Raw genomic sequence first — 15,829 nt, forward strand, 5'->3', positions numbered from 1 at the left:
ACTTTTTATTTTATTTCGAAACGAACAATCACAATAACCTTAAATTCTTTATTGTCATTCCGACAAAGGAGGAAATCAAAGATTCGACGTAGTCAATCACATCGAAAAAAAATGAATGAACTTATTTTTTAAACATAATTTTACTTTTTTTCGATTCACAAACACACAAAATCAAATAATGAAGGTGTGTTTGTAAACCACTTAGAAACCAAAAAATGCCCCAATCTTGCCTAAACAGTACAAAAAAGGAGCATTTTTATTTACGATATTTCATTTCAATTATTTGATTATTAGAAGCTAACAAAGCAACTAATATCGTTTTTTCTAATCTTTAATCACATCGAAAAAAAATGAATGAACTTATTTTTTAAACATAATTTTACTTTTTTTCGATTCACAAACACACAAAATCAAATAATGAAGGTGTGTTTGTAAACCACTTAGAAACCAAAAAATGCCCCAATCTTGCCTAAACAGTACAAAAAAGGAGCATTTTTATTTACGATATTTCATTTCAATTATTTGATTATTAGAAGCTAACAAAGCAACTAATATCGTTTTTTCTAATCTTTAATCACATCGAAAAAAAATGAATGAACTTATTTTTTAAACATAATTTTACTTTTTTTCGATTCACAAACACACAAAATCAAATAATGAAGGTGTGTTTGTAAACCACTTAGAAACCAAAAAATGCCCCAATCTTGCCTAAACAGTACAAAAAAGGAGCATTTTTATTTACGATATTTCATTTCAATTATTTGATTATTAGAAGCTAACAAAGCAACTAATATCGTTTTTTCTAATCTTTAATCACATCGAAAAAAAATGAATGAACTTATTTTTTAAACATAATTTTACTTTTTTTCGATTCACAAACACACAAAATCAAATAATGAAGGTGTGCATTAAACTATTTTACAAACCAAAAAATGCCCCAATCTTGCCTAAACAGTACAAAAAAGGAGCATTTTTATTTACGATATTTCATTTCAATTATTTGATTATTAGAAGCTAACAAAGCAACTAATATCGTTTTTTCTAATCTTTAATCACATCGAAAAAAAATGAATGAACTTATTTTTTAAACATAATTTTACTTTTTTTCGATTCACAAACACACAAAATCAAATAATGAAGGTGTGTTTGTAAACCACTTAGAAACCAAAAAATGCCCCAATCTTGCCTAAACAGTACAAAAAAGGAGCATTTTTATTTACGATATTTCATTTCAATTATTTGATTATTAGAAGCTAACAAAGCAACTAATATCGTTTTTTCTAATCTTTAATCACATCGAAAAAAAATGAATGAACTTATTTTTTAAACATAATTTTACTTTTTTTCGATTCACAAACACACAAAATCAAATAATGAAGGTGTGTTTGTAAACCACTTAGAAACCAAAAAATGCCCCAATCTTGCCTAAACAGTACAAAAAAGGAGCATTTTTATTTACGATATTTCATTTCAATTATTTGATTATTAGAAGCTAACAAAGCAACTAATATCGTTTTTTCTAATCTTTAATCACATCGAAAAAAAATGAATGAACTTATTTTTTAAACATAATTTTACTTTTTTTCGATTCACAAACACACAAAATCAAATAATGAAGGTGTGTTTGTAAACCACTTAGAAACCAAAAAATGCCCCAATCTTGCCTAAACAGTACAAAAAAGGAGCATTTTTATTTACGATATTTCATTTCAATTCTTTGATTATTAGAAGCTAACAAAGCAACTAATATCGTTTTTTCTAATCTTTAATCAAACCACAACATAGCGTCCCCATTGATTACCATTGTTACAAATATCGTTTTTTCTAATCTTTAATCAAACCACAACAATAGTTCTGGCCGTTTAAAAATAAAAAGAATATCGTTTTTTCTAATCTTTAATCAAACCACAACAAAATCCTGCAGAAACATCAGTTGATTCAAAATATCGTTTTTTCTAATCTTTAATCAAACCACAACAAAATACATTTATTTTCTTTTCCTTTTAAAAATATCGTTTTTTCTAATCTTTAATCAAACCACAACATATTTTTGGTACTGCAAGAAATCCTGCATAATATCGTTTTTTCTAATCTTTAATCAAACCACAACAAAATCTCGCTTCGCTCGATTTTGTTTATTTGGTTGATTAATTTAGTTTTATGTCAAAGAACTTTATTAATACTTGTCATTCCGACAACGGAGGAATCACATCAAACATTGCGCTTTATGTGATTTCTCTCTATCGTTCGAAATGACAAATTATACTTTTAATTTTTAAATAAATAATCACAATAACCTTAAATTCTTTCTTGTCATTCCGACAAAGGAGGAATCACATCAAATTTTTCATTTAAGAACGAAAATGTATTATTATAAGAACGTATCAAACTTAATTTTTTATCACGCCTCCAACTTTTTATTTCTTTTTCTCTTAAGATAGCTTCTTGTACCCAAGTGAATTTTTCATAATACACCAAATATTGTAAATTATATTTTGATGCAAAAGTTTTGTTTCCGTTTTTAATATTTTCGATATGTTGTTTTAGTCTAACTTTTAAATCATTTGTCATACCAACATAATATGTTGAACGGTATTTATTGGTTATAATATAAACGTAATAGGTATGAAAGCCTTCTTTAAATTCAATCATAGCAACTTACTTTAACTGCTTTATGTGATTTCTCTCTATCGTTCGAAATGACAATTTTAAATTATTTTTTCAATTTTACCAGATGCCAACACTTTAAAATCGATCCCTTCAACAAAAGCACTAAATTGATTATGATTCATTTTTCGTAAAGGTTTATTCTCTCCCAATTTAAAAACTCCATCTATCTTAAATTTATCTTTTTTAATGTCATCTGCTTTTCTAGCTTCTTTAAAGTTTCTAAATTGAATAACCCCATACTCATCTATTTTCCCTGACGGTCTAACAATTCTTTGAATAGACAAACCTTCGATTATATAAATTCTGTTATAATAGTCTGTTATTTCATTTAAATCCTTTGGTTTTTCGATTGATTTATCATAAAAAATCACTTGTTGGCCCCTTTTTAAGACTAAATCTCTTTTATTACTTTTTGCAATCGGATATAAAGCTTTTTTACCTTTAACTTCTTTCTCTTTAGTTAAAGGATAAAACCCTTCTCCTTGTTTTATAAGTTTTGCCAAGTTGAAATTATTAATTAATTCAAACTCTCTTTTACCATCTAATTCATAAATTGCCATGGCATAATTCTCATCATTTTGCCCATACACTATTTGCTTATGTTCATGCTTTGATTTTGACAAAGCACTATGCTCTTTAATTTCTAATGGATTTTTTACTGAATTCGCATAAATTCTAACTTTGTTTATTGGAACTTGCTTATTTTCATTCATCCATACTTTTTTGTTTTCTGCAAACTTATTTTTTTGTTGGGCATTTGTAGAAAGTATAAGCACCTTATTCTCAATCGCTTCTTTTACTTTTTGCTTAACAATTTCATCAACAATACTTTCAATATCATTCGCTTTTAAACTTTCTAAATCTTTCCTAATAACATACCGAATTTCATTAATATTTAAAGGGTCTTTAATTGCTCCATAAATACTGTCTTGATGCAATGAGCCTCGTATGGTATCACCTTCTTGATATCTTGGGATTTTTTCTCCTTTATCATTTAGTTTATAAATAATTTTCCCGTTTATATCTTTTTGAGGAATAGCCTTCCCATTAACATCACGCACTATTTCTGCTACAAATTGCTTTTTACCTCGTACTCTAATAATCTTTTTAGACTGTTTTTTAACGTTGTCTGGTGTATAATGTGAAACCAAAATCTCTTCTTCAATTTTCAACAAATCTTCTTTAAAAGTTTTCCAAGGTTTGGCTTGTTCAATTATTGCTCTAGCCTCTTTTTTGTTCTGTTCATCTTCCAATTTCCAAGCGTGAGCTAAAACATCATATTTATCTTTGGTCATACATGCGATTGTAATAGCATCTATTGTATGATGGGTGTGGTTACTTCTGTCTTTCTTCTTGTAATGTTTAAACCCGTTTTCATCAATATATGATTCTTGAATTCCCCATTGTTTTCTAAACTCAGCAACCATTCCGCCTTTCACACTTTCAACTCTTTTAAAATACGATTTTAAAAAAGCCTGTGCATATTTTGTGATAATTCCAGTATCAGGTAATTGACTATTTTTGAAGCCAACTCTGGGTTCTTCCCAAATAAATCTTTCATATTTACCTTTCAAATAGTCACGTTTTAATGATAAATAATGTCTTCTTCTTATTTTTTTATCTTTTGCTTCTTTTGTTGCTGCCGATTTTATTGTCCTAGTCAAAAAATCAATCTCACTTTCTAATTTATCAGCTGCTACTTTCCAATGAGTAATTCTTGGAACTATTTCTATATGATTATTTAACTCTATTGGCATTTTTTGTTTTTTCACTTCTCTATTAAACCGCTGACTACAAAGTGTTTTATTCATTTGAGAATTGTCTTGTGAAATACTTCTTGGAATTGTATGCTCAATATCATAAGCTGGATTACTACCAATAATATCACAAATACTTATGTTTTTACCTTGCTCATAAATCTCACATTTATTTTGCTCAATCCAAAGTTGATATCTTAAAATATCATCTTCGGTAGGTACTACTTCTTTTTTACATTCTTCAAAATATAACTTCTTAATCTCTTTAATAGCTTCTTCTCTGAACTTTTTATTTTCATTTTGATAATCCTGAATTCCTTTTCTTTTGTTGGCATCGTTTAACTCTCTAGCCATTTCTATATGAATTCGAGTTTTTTCATCTATTTGACCTTCCAAAATAAGAGCATTTAATACTTTTCTTAATTGATGTAACGCTCGCATTGCCATTGGGTTTTTAATAGATGATGTTAATGGACTTCCTAAAACAACTTTTTCATTTCCTAATTCATTTTTTATCATTTTCTTTTTGAAAACTTCTATATCTGAAGGATGATATAATTTTTTTAAATGTTTTGGATTACTACAAAAAACCTCTCCATCTTCATTTTTACCTTGAAGAAATTCTAAAACTTTTTCGTCTAATCGTTTTATTTTAATGTATTCATGTAACTTTAGCTGACCAATAAAAATTTGAAATAAATTATTGATAATTTTCAATTGTTCATTCTCATCTTCAATTTTATGATTTTTAAAAAATGAAACTAACTTTTTTAATAAATCATTCTTATAAATTGTTTCTGCTTCTGTAGAATAATATTCATCATTAACTTTGCAATCTTTAATTAAACCATTAATTATCTCTAATTGATTTTTATCAAAGGTGTTGTTTTCTACAATTTCCGCTATTTTAGTTTGAATGTAGTTTCTTTGATCAAGGTCATTCCAAATTTTATCATCAACAATATTTTTAATATTTGCCATAAAAACTGCGTGTGAATACAAAAGTCCTTCCTTTAGATATGGAAGAATCTTAGTAATTGCACTCAAACTTAAGCTTGAAAAATCTTTCTTTAACTTAATTTTACTGAATGATTTTGCATTTTTATCATCTAATTCTAATTTAATTTTGGCATACTCATACAGATAAACATCTGAAGTTGATACTGATAGCAAATGCCATAAGTCGTTATAATCAACTGTTCTTGTAACTTCAACACCTTTTGAATTAAATGTTTTATATGTAAATATTTTTGTTTTCCAGTCTTCACCAACAGCATTTTTTAAAGAGGCTGAAACTTGACAAGCGGCAACAGTATCAGATGGTTTATAGTTGAATAAATAGTGAAACTCATTTTTATTTGATGATTTATAAAAACCAAAACTTGCTCCTTTTTCAATTAATTCTTTTGCTAAAACCTCAAAATTAAAATCATTCTTTCTAAAAAATTTTGGAACTAGTTTTAATTTTTCCTCTTGCGTAAGAAAACGAAGAATTTTATCACTCTGTTTTCCAATTTTTATTGTATTTATGTATGTCCACATTCTATACTCCTCAAAATTTGGATGAGATATTGAACAACGTGACTTATTCTTTTCAAAGGAACACTTCCCTATTAAACCCTTTTGTGACTTTAAAGGTCTTTGAAAAAAAATTGCTTTATACAATTCTTTAGCTAAACCTGTAAATTTCTTTTCTGGTAATTTTTCATTTTCATCAATACCATCAATGCCTTGAACTTTACATATTGTTATAAATTCCTCTAGATAGTGTTCTTCTCTAGAAGTATATTGACTTCTAATTTTTCCTTTATCATATAAACTAAAAAAATATTGTCCTAGAGTTTTATAATTACCATCAAGCATTGCTTGACTAATATCTTTTATACCTCCTTTTACTTTTCCTAACTCATCTTTTTTATTTAAGCGAGTAATTAGTTCTTCTTTACATTTTACAAAATCAATTTCTTTCTTTTTTGTTATAGTAACTAAAGAATTATAAAGTGTCTTCAGTTTTTTCTCTCCTTCATCTAGATCTTTTTTAAAACCGCTTTTTTCAGATTCATCTAAAATCCCAATATCAATAAAATAATCCTTTAATTCACTCAAAATTAAATCTGTTGAATCCAAATCCTCAATTAATCCTTGAATTTGAGGATTATGCTCTTCATAAACACCTTCCGCTGATTGATCTAATCTATTACTTAAAAAACCTCGTCTTTGAGCAATATGGTACAAAGCTCTTCCAAGTTCATATAAAGTAACTTTTCGTTTACTTGCCTTATCTCTAAAAAAATAGGGATTAATATTTTCATCATCACTAGTTCGTAACCAATCTATAAATTCAGGATTTAGGGGATATTCTTTAAAACAGGATTTCTTCCAGCTATTTACTTCTTCTATTGATAAAGGACACATTCCATTTAGAGAAAGTACTTTTAAAGTTTCATATTTTCTCAACTTTCTTCGATATTTAATCTTCCTCGCACTTCTATATCCAGTTCGCTCTGCTGCACGTGAACTTTCAATTCCTTTTTCTATTTTCACTCCTTCTGAAAAAATCCGAACTCCTTTATCAATTAAAGTAAACTGTTCATCTTCTTTTTCAACAATCGCCCAACCAATAGAGTTGGTTCCTAAATCTAATCCTAAAATTTTTGACATCTGTTACGTGTATTTAGCAATTTTTATAAATCTCAAATAAGATAATGCTACTTATTTTTAAAAAAAATAAATATAGTGACATTAATTTATTTATAATTACGGTTTTCCGTAAGTTTTTATTGAAAATATTCTATATATTTGACTAGTGAAAAAATTATTCTAATCTTTAATCTTATCACAATAAGGCTATATGACGTAGATGAAAGTCTTAAGTCCTGCTTCGGTGGGACTTTTTTTATATGTAACTTTTATGCTTTAATTTAAAATACACTTACATATAACTTATCAACTTAGACTTTAAATTCAAACTGTTTTTTTATTTTAGCTATAATATTTATTAAAGTTTAATTGTAATACATTTATAATATTTATTTTCTTAATGAACGTTTGTTCATTAAGAAAATAATTTTACTTTTGCGTATGGAAAAAAACCAATCAAAAAGTCCGTTGGTAACCCGAGGAAAAGTAAAGGACAAGCGTGTTGTAATTTTAAATGCTGCATTAACAACTATTACCACTAATGGATTTCACGGTACCAGTATTAAAATGATTGCAAATGAAGCTAAGATTGCAACTGGTACTATTTATATTTATTTTACAAATAAAGAAGAAATGATTGTAGAATTGTATGAAGAAATTGGCAAAGAAATAAATGATATTATTTCTAAAAATCTTTCAGCAGTAATTTCTACCTATCAAAATTTTATAAATATTTGGACAGCCATTTTAAATTTTTACATTAAAGATCCCAGAAAACCAGAATTCCTGTCTCAGTTTACCTATTCGCCCTATATAACAAGTAAATACGATCAAAATAGCAATATTTTTTTAGCACCCATACAACGTTTTTTTGAAGATGCTAAAAATAAAAAAACAATAAAACCCTTACCTAATTTAGCATTAATTACCCTAACACATAGTCCAATAACGGCTTTGGTTAGAATGCTAAAATATGAACAAGTTAAATTGGATAATATAAAAATAGAACAGTATTCTAAAGCTTGTTGGGATGCTATAAAAATAAATTAATTAAAAATAAATGTTTTTAAATATGACAAGAAGATTCCTAATTACAATAAGTTTTTGTTTGTTCTTTATTTTTAACGCTGCTTACACTTTTGCACAAACATCAAACAATGATCTTGATTTGCAAAAAGTACTATATGCAGCATTAGATTATAATAAATCATTAAAAAATAATTTACTGGATATAGAAAAAAGCGAAGAAGTTAAAAAAAGTATCAAACATACCTATATACCAACTTTAGAGTTGGGTGGTTCTTATGCTTACACTTCAGGTAAATTAAATCTAGAAACAGACGTGTTTCCTGTTACAATACCAAGTTTTACATTACCACCACTAATTCCTGGAATCCCAGCTATTGAACTACCTCCAACAGGTATAGATATTCCTGCTTTAAATCAAAATATTGATTTTAAAGGCAATGTTTGGATGGGCGGTTTAACTGCTAAATGGACTTTATTTACCGGTTTAAAAGCGCCCTACTTATCAAAGGCTATGGAGCATAAAATTGAAGCGCAAGAGCAAATGTACAAATTAGAAGAGGCTAATTTAATTACAGAAGTTGCCAGTTATTACGACAAGCTGGCTCTTTTAGAACAAACTAAAAGACTGCTTGAAATAGAAACTAAAAGATTAGAAAAAGAGACTATTGTTGCAAAAAAAGCCCTTGAACAAGGCTTAATAACACAACACGAATTTCAAAAAGTTGAAATAGCGCAATTAAAACTGGCATCAAAACAATTGGAATATGATGGTGGCAAAGAACTACTACTATTAAAATTACATCAACTAACAGGTATTGATGTTTCTAGGCTTTCGACAATAAAAGTTGAGTTAACTCCAAGATTGGTAAACGATTTAGGTAACAGTTATTTAAACCGTCCAGAATTGGCTGCATTAGATGAAGCCACTAAAGCTACAGAATACCAATACAAATCTGAAATAAATGGTTACTTACCTAAAATACAAGCATTTGCATCTCACCAATATGCTGGGATACACAATGGTAACTTGGGCGATTTGGGTGTTAACGAGTTGAGTCTTTACCCCTTAAATTCTTTAGGACTTGGTATGAAATGGGAATTATTTGATGGTTTGGAAACAAAAGGAAAACGTGATCAAATAAAAATTGATTTAGAAAAAACCAGAAATAAAAAAGAAGAAGTAAATGATTTGTTAGAACTAAATTATAAAAATTGTCTTATACAATTTAACAATCTTACTGCTCAAACAAAATTAAAAGACAAACAGATGCAAACAGCAAATAAATCGCTAGACATCAGTTACAAAGAATACCAAAATGGTTTGATCCATTTGTCTGATTTTTTAGAGTCACAAGCAGAATATACTAGCACAACATTAGACTATTACGATACTGTTTGGGCACAAAGAAATAGTGCTTTAGAATTGCTAAAAGCAACAGGAAGCTTACAAGTTCAAAAATTATAAATCATCAATCAAAAATAAAATGAAAAATCTAATTATATTTTTATCAATAAGTGTTTTAATAACTTCGTGTTCTAACAAAAAAATAGAAGGTTTACAAGGAAAAGCTAAAAGAGATGTTATTAACATTGCGAGCAAATACCCTGGTAGAATTTTAGAAACCTATATTGAAGAAGGTGCAATTGTAAAAAAAGGAGACACCTTGGCACAACTTATTGTTCCTGAAATTGAAGCTAAAAAAGAACAGGCCGAAGGTGCTGTTGAATCTGCAAAAGCACAATACGAAATGGCTTTAAATGGTGCAACAAACGATCAGCTTGCACAAGTTTCAGCAAAACTAGATGCGGTTACAGAACAATATACGTTTGCCGAAAAATCATATAACAGGGTCAATGCTATGTTTTTAGACAGCTTGGTATCTAATCAAAAACACGATGAAATTTATATGACATATATGGGTGCAAAAGCGCAATATGAAGGTGTTTTGGCAAAGTACAACGAAGTAAAAAAAGGTGTTAGGAATGAAAAAATAAGAATGGCTTTGGGAGCTTACGAGCGTGCTAAAGGTGCTTTACAAGAAGCCAATGTAGCTTATAACGAACGTTTTGTTATTGCACCTCAAAATATGACAATTGAAACAATTGCCTTAAAAAATGGAGAACTTGCCTTGCCTGGATATGGAATTATTACTGGTTATTTATTAAATAGCACTTACTTTAGGTTTACAATTCCTGAAAGTAAAATTGCTAATTATGTTATTGGCCAAACTTTTACTGTTAACTCACCTTTTACAAACACCAACTTTGAAGGTAAACTTATAAGTATTAAACAATTAACACATTATGCAGATATAACAACTGCTTTTCCTGATTACCAACTTGGCGAAGCAACTTACGAGTTAAAATTAATACCTACAGACCAAGAAAAAGCAGGTAAATTATATGCAAATATGACTGTTTTATTACAATAAAAACGAACTATGAAAAATTGGATCTTATTATTAAAAAGAGAATTTTCACTATTAAAAACCAACTCTGTAGTAATTGCAATATTTATTGGTGCTCCGCTACTTTATGGTGTTTTACTTGGCGCTGTATATAAAAAAGGAAAAGCAACTAATTTACCTGTTTTGGTTATTGATTTAGATCAAACGCCATTAAGTAATCAATTGTTAGATATGATAGATGACAATGAAGTTCTTGATGCTGTTTTATTGACAAATCAAAACGATTTAAAAGCTCAAATTATCAGTAAAGAATATGCTGCAATTATTACTATTCCTGAACGATTTGAAGCTCAATTGATTCAAAAAAGGCATCCAGAAATTGGTATAGATATAAATACTTCCAATGTTTTAACAGCCAATTATGGAGTAAAAGCCATTCAGCAAATTTTAGGAACATTAAATGCGGGGATAGAAATTGAAGGTCTAAAAAAAACAGGCATTCCTGCAGTTACGGCTCAATCGCAATACGAGGCATTTGGAGTTAGTTACAATCGCTTTTTCAATCCCTCTGGAAATTATATGTCCTTTTTATGGCCAGGTGTATTGGGAATCATTCTTCAACAAGTATTTTTATTAGCACTTGCTTTGAGTTTTGCCAGAGAGTTTGAAGAAAAAACTTTTTATACAACGTTTATGCCAAAAGCTAAAAATGTTTGGAATGCAATGTTTGTTAAAGCCCTACCCTTTTGGATTATAGGAACTGTTATTATATTTTTATTACGCCTTATGTTTCCAATGTTTGAAGTTCCTTTTAATGCAAATATTTGGGCAATATTGGTACTAATGATTGCTTATGTTTTGGCGATAACATTTCTTGGTATTTTGGCAAGTATCGCCATTCCTAGTCAGTTAAAGGCAACTGAAGTATTGATGGTTGTTGCAACACCTAGCTTTATAATTAGTGGTTTTACTTGGCCTTTAAGTCAAATGCCACCTTATATTGTTGCACTTGCAGACAGTGTTCCTTCAACTCATTTTTTAATAGGATTGCGAAAAATACTGATGTATGAAGCTACGTTAAGTGATGTTTGGCCTGAAGTTAAAGGCTTGCTAATTTTATCTGCAATTTTTGTCTTATTAAGCTATGCTTTGTTGAAATTTAAAATTTATAGAAATAAAAAATTGGCTGTAATTGGCTAAACTTAAAGCAGGTATCTGGATTTTTTACGAAGTATTTAAACGTAAAACTATTTTTTTCCATCTAAATAGTTTACAATTGTTTTTTACAAATAAAATAGTGCGATACCTGTTTTTAAGTGCTAGGGATAGCAGCGACATCCTTTTTTTAAATGCAACGCAGTGGAATTTAAAAAAAGATATAGCGAATAGCCCGACCCCTTGTGGGTAGCACCCAAGTTATATTGGTTGAAAGTTTGAAAGTTTTTAGTTTCCAAAGGCTGTTAAAACCAAATTTCTTGCGCCTCCAAAATCTCTGTGTTCGCATAAATAAATGCCTTGCCAAATGCCCATATTTAAACTGCCTTTGGTTATAGGAATTGTAACTGAATTGCCTAAAAGTGACGCTTTAATATGCGCAGGCATATCATCTGCACCTTCATAAGTATGGGTAAAATAGTGCATATTTTCGGGAACCATTTTATTGAAATGACTTTCAAAATCGACTCTAACAGACGAATCTGCGTTTTCATTAATGGTTAAACTTGCCGAGGTGTGTTTGATAAAAACCTGTAACTGACCTATTTGAATTTGATTGATTTCAGGAAATGAATTTAAAATTTCATTTGTAATTAAATAAAATCCTCTTTTTTTTGGTGAAATTTGAATTTCTTTTTGATAAAATTTCATATGATTGAATTTTTCAAAAAAAAACTAGGGCTTTACTTTAAGACCTAGTTTTTTTAAAATTTGAGTTTGCTTTATTTTACATCTACGTTGTACTTTTTAGCCATTGCCATAGCTGTTGGCAAATATGCCTTTAACGTTGAAATTCGAGTTTCGTTTGAAGGGTGTGTACTTAAAAATTCTGGTGGTGCATTTCCTCCTGCTTTTTGGCTCATACGAACCCAAACCTGAATGGCTTCTTCTGGATTATAACCAGCCATAATCATAAAAACCATCCCTAATTTATCGGCTTCAGTTTCATGTGTTCTACTGTAAGCCAACATGCCTACTTGAGAGCCAACACCATAAATAGTATTCCATAACATTTGAGATTCTTGAGTTTGTCCTGAGGTTCCAATTGCAACTGCAACGCCACCTAATTGTTGTCCATAAGAAGATGTCATACGTTCCTGACCGTGTTTTGCAAAAGCATGTGCAACTTCATGACCCATTACAGCTGCAACACCATCTTCATTGGCACAAATTGGCAAAATTCCTGTATAAAAAACTACTTTTCCGCCAGGTAAACACCAAGCATTTACTGTTGCATCATCTATTAAATTAAATTCCCAACGGTAAGCATCTGCTTCTTTTACCATTTTATTTGCACGCATAAATCGGTCAACAGCTTTAGAAATTCTTAAGCCTACATTTTTAATTTGAGCACTTGATTTAGCATTTGTTGAAATTTTGTTTTCCTTTAAAAAACCTTCATATTGCGCAAAACTTGAAGGTAAAATTTCAGCATCACTTACAATATTTATACGTTTACGCCCCGTAATTGGCACTGTACTACAACTAAATATCATTAAACTAACAATTACTAAAACAACAATTCTTTTCATTTTTTTAAAGGTTTAAATTTGGTACAATATTACAAATTCTATCTTTAAAGATAACTATAATTAATACATTGCAAAAAAAAATTTCATAATAATAAAACATTGTAAGGTGTTTAAATTGAATACGTCTTATGTTATAAGATGCTTTATATTTTTAAGATTTTAACAATTAATAAATAATAACTAAAAACATGAAAAAAGCACTCATAATATTTTTATTTTTAAATATAATTACAACAATTGGTTATTCACAAGCTTCAAAAACAAAAACTATGACTAAAAAAGTGATAAAAACAGAAGAAGAATGGAAACAAGTTTTAACTCCGCAACAATATTGGGTTTTACGACAAAAAGGAACTGACGCACCTAGTGAAGGTGGTTATACGTCACATTTTGAAAAAGGAACTTACCATTGTGCTGCCTGTGATTTACAATTATTTGAATCGGGTAGTAAATTTGAATCTCATTGTGGTTGGCCATCTTTTGATGATGCTATAGACGGTACGGTTGAATATGTTTTAGATAAAAGTCATGGTATGGTTAGAACTGAAATTATTTGCGCCTCGTGTGGTGGACATTTAGGACATATTTTTAATGATGGCCCTAAAGAAACTACAGGCGAACGTTATTGCGTAAATACAACTTCAATAAAATTTGTTGCATCTGGCAGTAAGTAGTGAGATTTTAGATTTTAGATTTTAGATTTTAGATTTTAGATTTTAGATTTTAGATTTTAGATTTTAGATTTTAGATTTTAGATTTTAGATTTTAGATTTTAGATTTTACTAAACAAAAAAGCCTTTTAAAAAAATTTAAAAGGCTTTTTTGTTACTTATGTTTAATTTTATTTAACTGCAACAGTTTCAGGAATTTCTATATTTTCGCTAAACATTTGCCATAATTTAAATCCACCAGCAACATTTACTATATTTTCCATGTTGTTGTGTCTTAAAATCAATTCAGCCAAATAACCTCTCAATCCTTTCTGACAGAAAATAATGATTGGTTTTTGTTGACTTTTTATAAAATCGATATGATTTCTAATTTCATCTAAAGGCAAGTTAACTGCTGAAGGAATGGTTCCTTTTTTAAATTCATCGGCAGTTCTGGCATCAATTAACAAATAGTTAGAAACCTCATTATTTTCTAATTTTACTGCCATTTCTTCAACAGAAATTTGTTCACTTGTATTGTTCAATATATTTTCAGCAACAAAACCTGTAACTACAACCGGATCTTTTGCAGGTGAATACGGTGGTGCATAAGCCAAATCTAACTGCGATAAATCTGTGATTTTTAATTTTGCATAAATTGCTGTACTTAAAACATCTACACGTTTATCAACGCCATATTCTCCAAATAATTCTGCACCTAAAATTTCATTCGTTTCAGTATGATAATAAATTTCGGTAATTAAATCTTTTTGTCCAGGATAATAACTTGGTGTTGCACCCGCAACCGTTAATACAGTTTTAAAAGGAATCTCTAATTTATTTAAAGCAGTTGGATTTAAACCTGTTCTTGCCAAAGTATAATCAAAAACCTTTACAATTGCAGTTTTATACGCACCTTTAAAAGAAATTGCACCACCAACAGCATTTGCTCCTGCTGCTCTCCCCTCTTTATTAGAGTGTGTCCCCAGTGGAAAATAGTCGTAATTATTGGTTTGAATATTTTTAACCGCCACATTATCACCAGCAGCATAGACATCTTTTAAAGATGTTTCCATCAACTCGTTTACAATCAATGCGCCATTTCCAATATGTGCTGCACCATTTTCAATCAATAAATCTGTATTTGGCTTTATACCAACACTTAAAATAACAAAATCGGTTTTTACGGTTTTGCCGTCTCTAATTTTTACACCATTTATTTTCCAATTATCATCCAATTCAAATTCTGAAACCAAGCCCGAAGTAATAACTTCAATACCCTTATCTTTTAAAATAGTTTCAGCAAAATTTCCAAATTTTTGCTGCCACATATTTAAAATTTGTTTATCGCCTTCAATTAAAGTTACTTCTTTACCAACTTCTCTTAAATTTTCAGCAACTTCAACACCAATTAAACCAGCTCCAATTACCGTAATATGTTTAGCTGTTGAAGCCAAACCTTCTTTGGTAATTTTATCAAAATCAACCATAGATCGGCATGTAGACCAATTGGTTGCTTTTTCAATATTTTTTATAGGTGGCACAACCGATTTTGCACCTGTTGCAAAAACCAATTTATCGTAATTATAGTCGCCTTTGTCAGAAAAAACTATTTTATTCTCGGTATCAATTTTTATGATTTCTTCGTTTAAACGAACATCAATATTAAACCTATTTTGCAGTAATTCAGGTTTAACAACAATTAAATTACTTCTATTTTCAATTACACCCGAAAAAGCATATGGCATACCACAAGTTGCATAACTTATGTTAGCTCCTTTTTCAAAAAGTATTATTTCAGCATTTTCATCTTCTCTTCTAGCTTTAGCCGCTGCTGATGGTCCAGCAGACAAGCCGCCAATTATTACAATTTTACTCATATTGCATTTTTTAAATTCTATGCAAATGTTAGATATTTTTTCAAATCA

10 protein-coding genes and 1 CRISPR repeat array are annotated in these 15,829 nt (G+C 29.3%); of the genes, 5 read left to right on the forward strand and 5 right to left on the reverse strand.

What is annotated here, in order from left to right; translation table 11 throughout:
* Positions 1–1,745 precede the first annotated feature (1,745 nt).
* A CRISPR array of direct repeats spans positions 1,746–2,112; the repeat unit is 37 nt; unit sequence AATATCGTTTTTTCTAATCTTTAATCAAACCACAACA.
* A gap of 201 nt (positions 2,113–2,313) precedes the next feature.
* Positions 2,314–2,652 (reverse strand): GIY-YIG nuclease family protein, encoded by a 339-nt coding sequence (locus EC396_RS13995; protein ID WP_129367217.1) that lies wholly within the window; start codon positions 2,650–2,652, stop codon positions 2,314–2,316.
* Positions 2,653–2,708: 56 nt separating this feature from the next.
* Positions 2,709–7,088 (reverse strand): type II CRISPR RNA-guided endonuclease Cas9, encoded by a 4,380-nt coding sequence (gene cas9 / locus EC396_RS14000; RefSeq protein ID WP_129367218.1) that lies wholly within the window; start codon positions 7,086–7,088, stop codon positions 2,709–2,711.
* 420 nt (positions 7,089–7,508) lie between these two features.
* Between cas9 and EC396_RS14005 the strand changes: the two genes are divergently transcribed.
* From EC396_RS14005 to EC396_RS14020, 4 genes are read left to right on the forward strand one after another with little or no spacing between them, the layout of a single operon-like run.
* A complete protein-coding gene (locus EC396_RS14005; protein ID WP_129367219.1) occupies positions 7,509–8,117 on the forward strand; it encodes a TetR/AcrR family transcriptional regulator in 609 nt (202 codons plus the stop codon).
* Positions 8,118–8,139: 22 nt separating this feature from the next.
* Complete coding sequence (locus EC396_RS14010; protein WP_164975311.1) at positions 8,140–9,561, forward strand: TolC family protein; 1,422 nt, start codon at positions 8,140–8,142, stop codon at positions 9,559–9,561.
* Positions 9,562–9,580: 19 nt separating this feature from the next.
* On the forward strand, positions 9,581–10,528 hold the full coding sequence (locus EC396_RS14015; RefSeq protein WP_129367221.1) for an HlyD family secretion protein: 948 nt from the start codon (positions 9,581–9,583) through the stop codon (positions 10,526–10,528).
* A gap of 9 nt (positions 10,529–10,537) precedes the next feature.
* On the forward strand, positions 10,538–11,704 hold the full coding sequence (locus EC396_RS14020; RefSeq protein ID WP_129367222.1) for an ABC transporter permease: 1,167 nt from the start codon (positions 10,538–10,540) through the stop codon (positions 11,702–11,704).
* A 243-nt stretch (positions 11,705–11,947) separates the two neighbouring features.
* Here the strand turns inward: EC396_RS14020 and EC396_RS14025 are convergent, their stop codons facing one another.
* On the reverse strand, positions 11,948–12,370 hold the full coding sequence (locus EC396_RS14025) for a secondary thiamine-phosphate synthase enzyme YjbQ (protein ID WP_129367223.1): 423 nt from the start codon (positions 12,368–12,370) through the stop codon (positions 11,948–11,950).
* Positions 12,371–12,441: 71 nt separating this feature from the next.
* The gene (locus EC396_RS14030; protein WP_129367224.1) at positions 12,442–13,251 is read right to left on the reverse strand and encodes a M48 family metallopeptidase; all 810 of its coding nucleotides are present in this window, start codon (positions 13,249–13,251) and stop codon (positions 12,442–12,444) included.
* A 188-nt stretch (positions 13,252–13,439) separates the two neighbouring features.
* Here EC396_RS14030 and msrB point away from each other — a divergent pair, with 188 nt between their 5' ends.
* Complete coding sequence (gene msrB, locus EC396_RS14035) at positions 13,440–13,925, forward strand: peptide-methionine (R)-S-oxide reductase MsrB (protein WP_370276508.1); 486 nt, start codon at positions 13,440–13,442, stop codon at positions 13,923–13,925.
* 167 nt (positions 13,926–14,092) lie between these two features.
* Here the strand turns inward: msrB and EC396_RS14040 are convergent, their stop codons facing one another.
* A complete protein-coding gene (locus EC396_RS14040) occupies positions 14,093–15,781 on the reverse strand; it encodes an FAD-dependent oxidoreductase (protein ID WP_129367225.1) in 1,689 nt (562 codons plus the stop codon).
* Positions 15,782–15,829 lie beyond the last annotated feature (48 nt).

It is taken from the genome of Lutibacter sp. HS1-25 (genome assembly GCF_004121075.1).
In the GTDB taxonomy this organism is placed as follows: domain Bacteria; phylum Bacteroidota; class Bacteroidia; order Flavobacteriales; family Flavobacteriaceae; genus Lutibacter.

What these genes read in the sequence shown, in the direction of transcription:
- EC396_RS13995 (WP_129367217.1), bottom strand. Translation starts at nt 2,652, where the DNA reads ATGATTGAATTTAAAGAAGGCTTTCATACCTATTACGTTTATATTATA.
- cas9 (WP_129367218.1), bottom strand. Translation starts at nt 7,088, where the DNA reads ATGTCAAAAATTTTAGGATTAGATTTAGGAACCAACTCTATTGGTTGG.
- EC396_RS14005 (WP_129367219.1), top strand. Translation starts at nt 7,509, where the DNA reads ATGGAAAAAAACCAATCAAAAAGTCCGTTGGTAACCCGAGGAAAAGTA.
- EC396_RS14010 (WP_164975311.1), top strand. Translation starts at nt 8,140, where the DNA reads ATGACAAGAAGATTCCTAATTACAATAAGTTTTTGTTTGTTCTTTATT.
- EC396_RS14015 (WP_129367221.1), top strand. Translation starts at nt 9,581, where the DNA reads ATGAAAAATCTAATTATATTTTTATCAATAAGTGTTTTAATAACTTCG.
- EC396_RS14020 (WP_129367222.1), top strand. Translation starts at nt 10,538, where the DNA reads ATGAAAAATTGGATCTTATTATTAAAAAGAGAATTTTCACTATTAAAA.
- EC396_RS14025 (WP_129367223.1), bottom strand. Translation starts at nt 12,370, where the DNA reads ATGAAATTTTATCAAAAAGAAATTCAAATTTCACCAAAAAAAAGAGGA.
- EC396_RS14030 (WP_129367224.1), bottom strand. Translation starts at nt 13,251, where the DNA reads ATGAAAAGAATTGTTGTTTTAGTAATTGTTAGTTTAATGATATTTAGT.
- msrB (WP_370276508.1), top strand. Translation starts at nt 13,440, where the DNA reads ATGAAAAAAGCACTCATAATATTTTTATTTTTAAATATAATTACAACA.
- EC396_RS14040 (WP_129367225.1), bottom strand. Translation starts at nt 15,781, where the DNA reads ATGAGTAAAATTGTAATAATTGGCGGCTTGTCTGCTGGACCATCAGCA.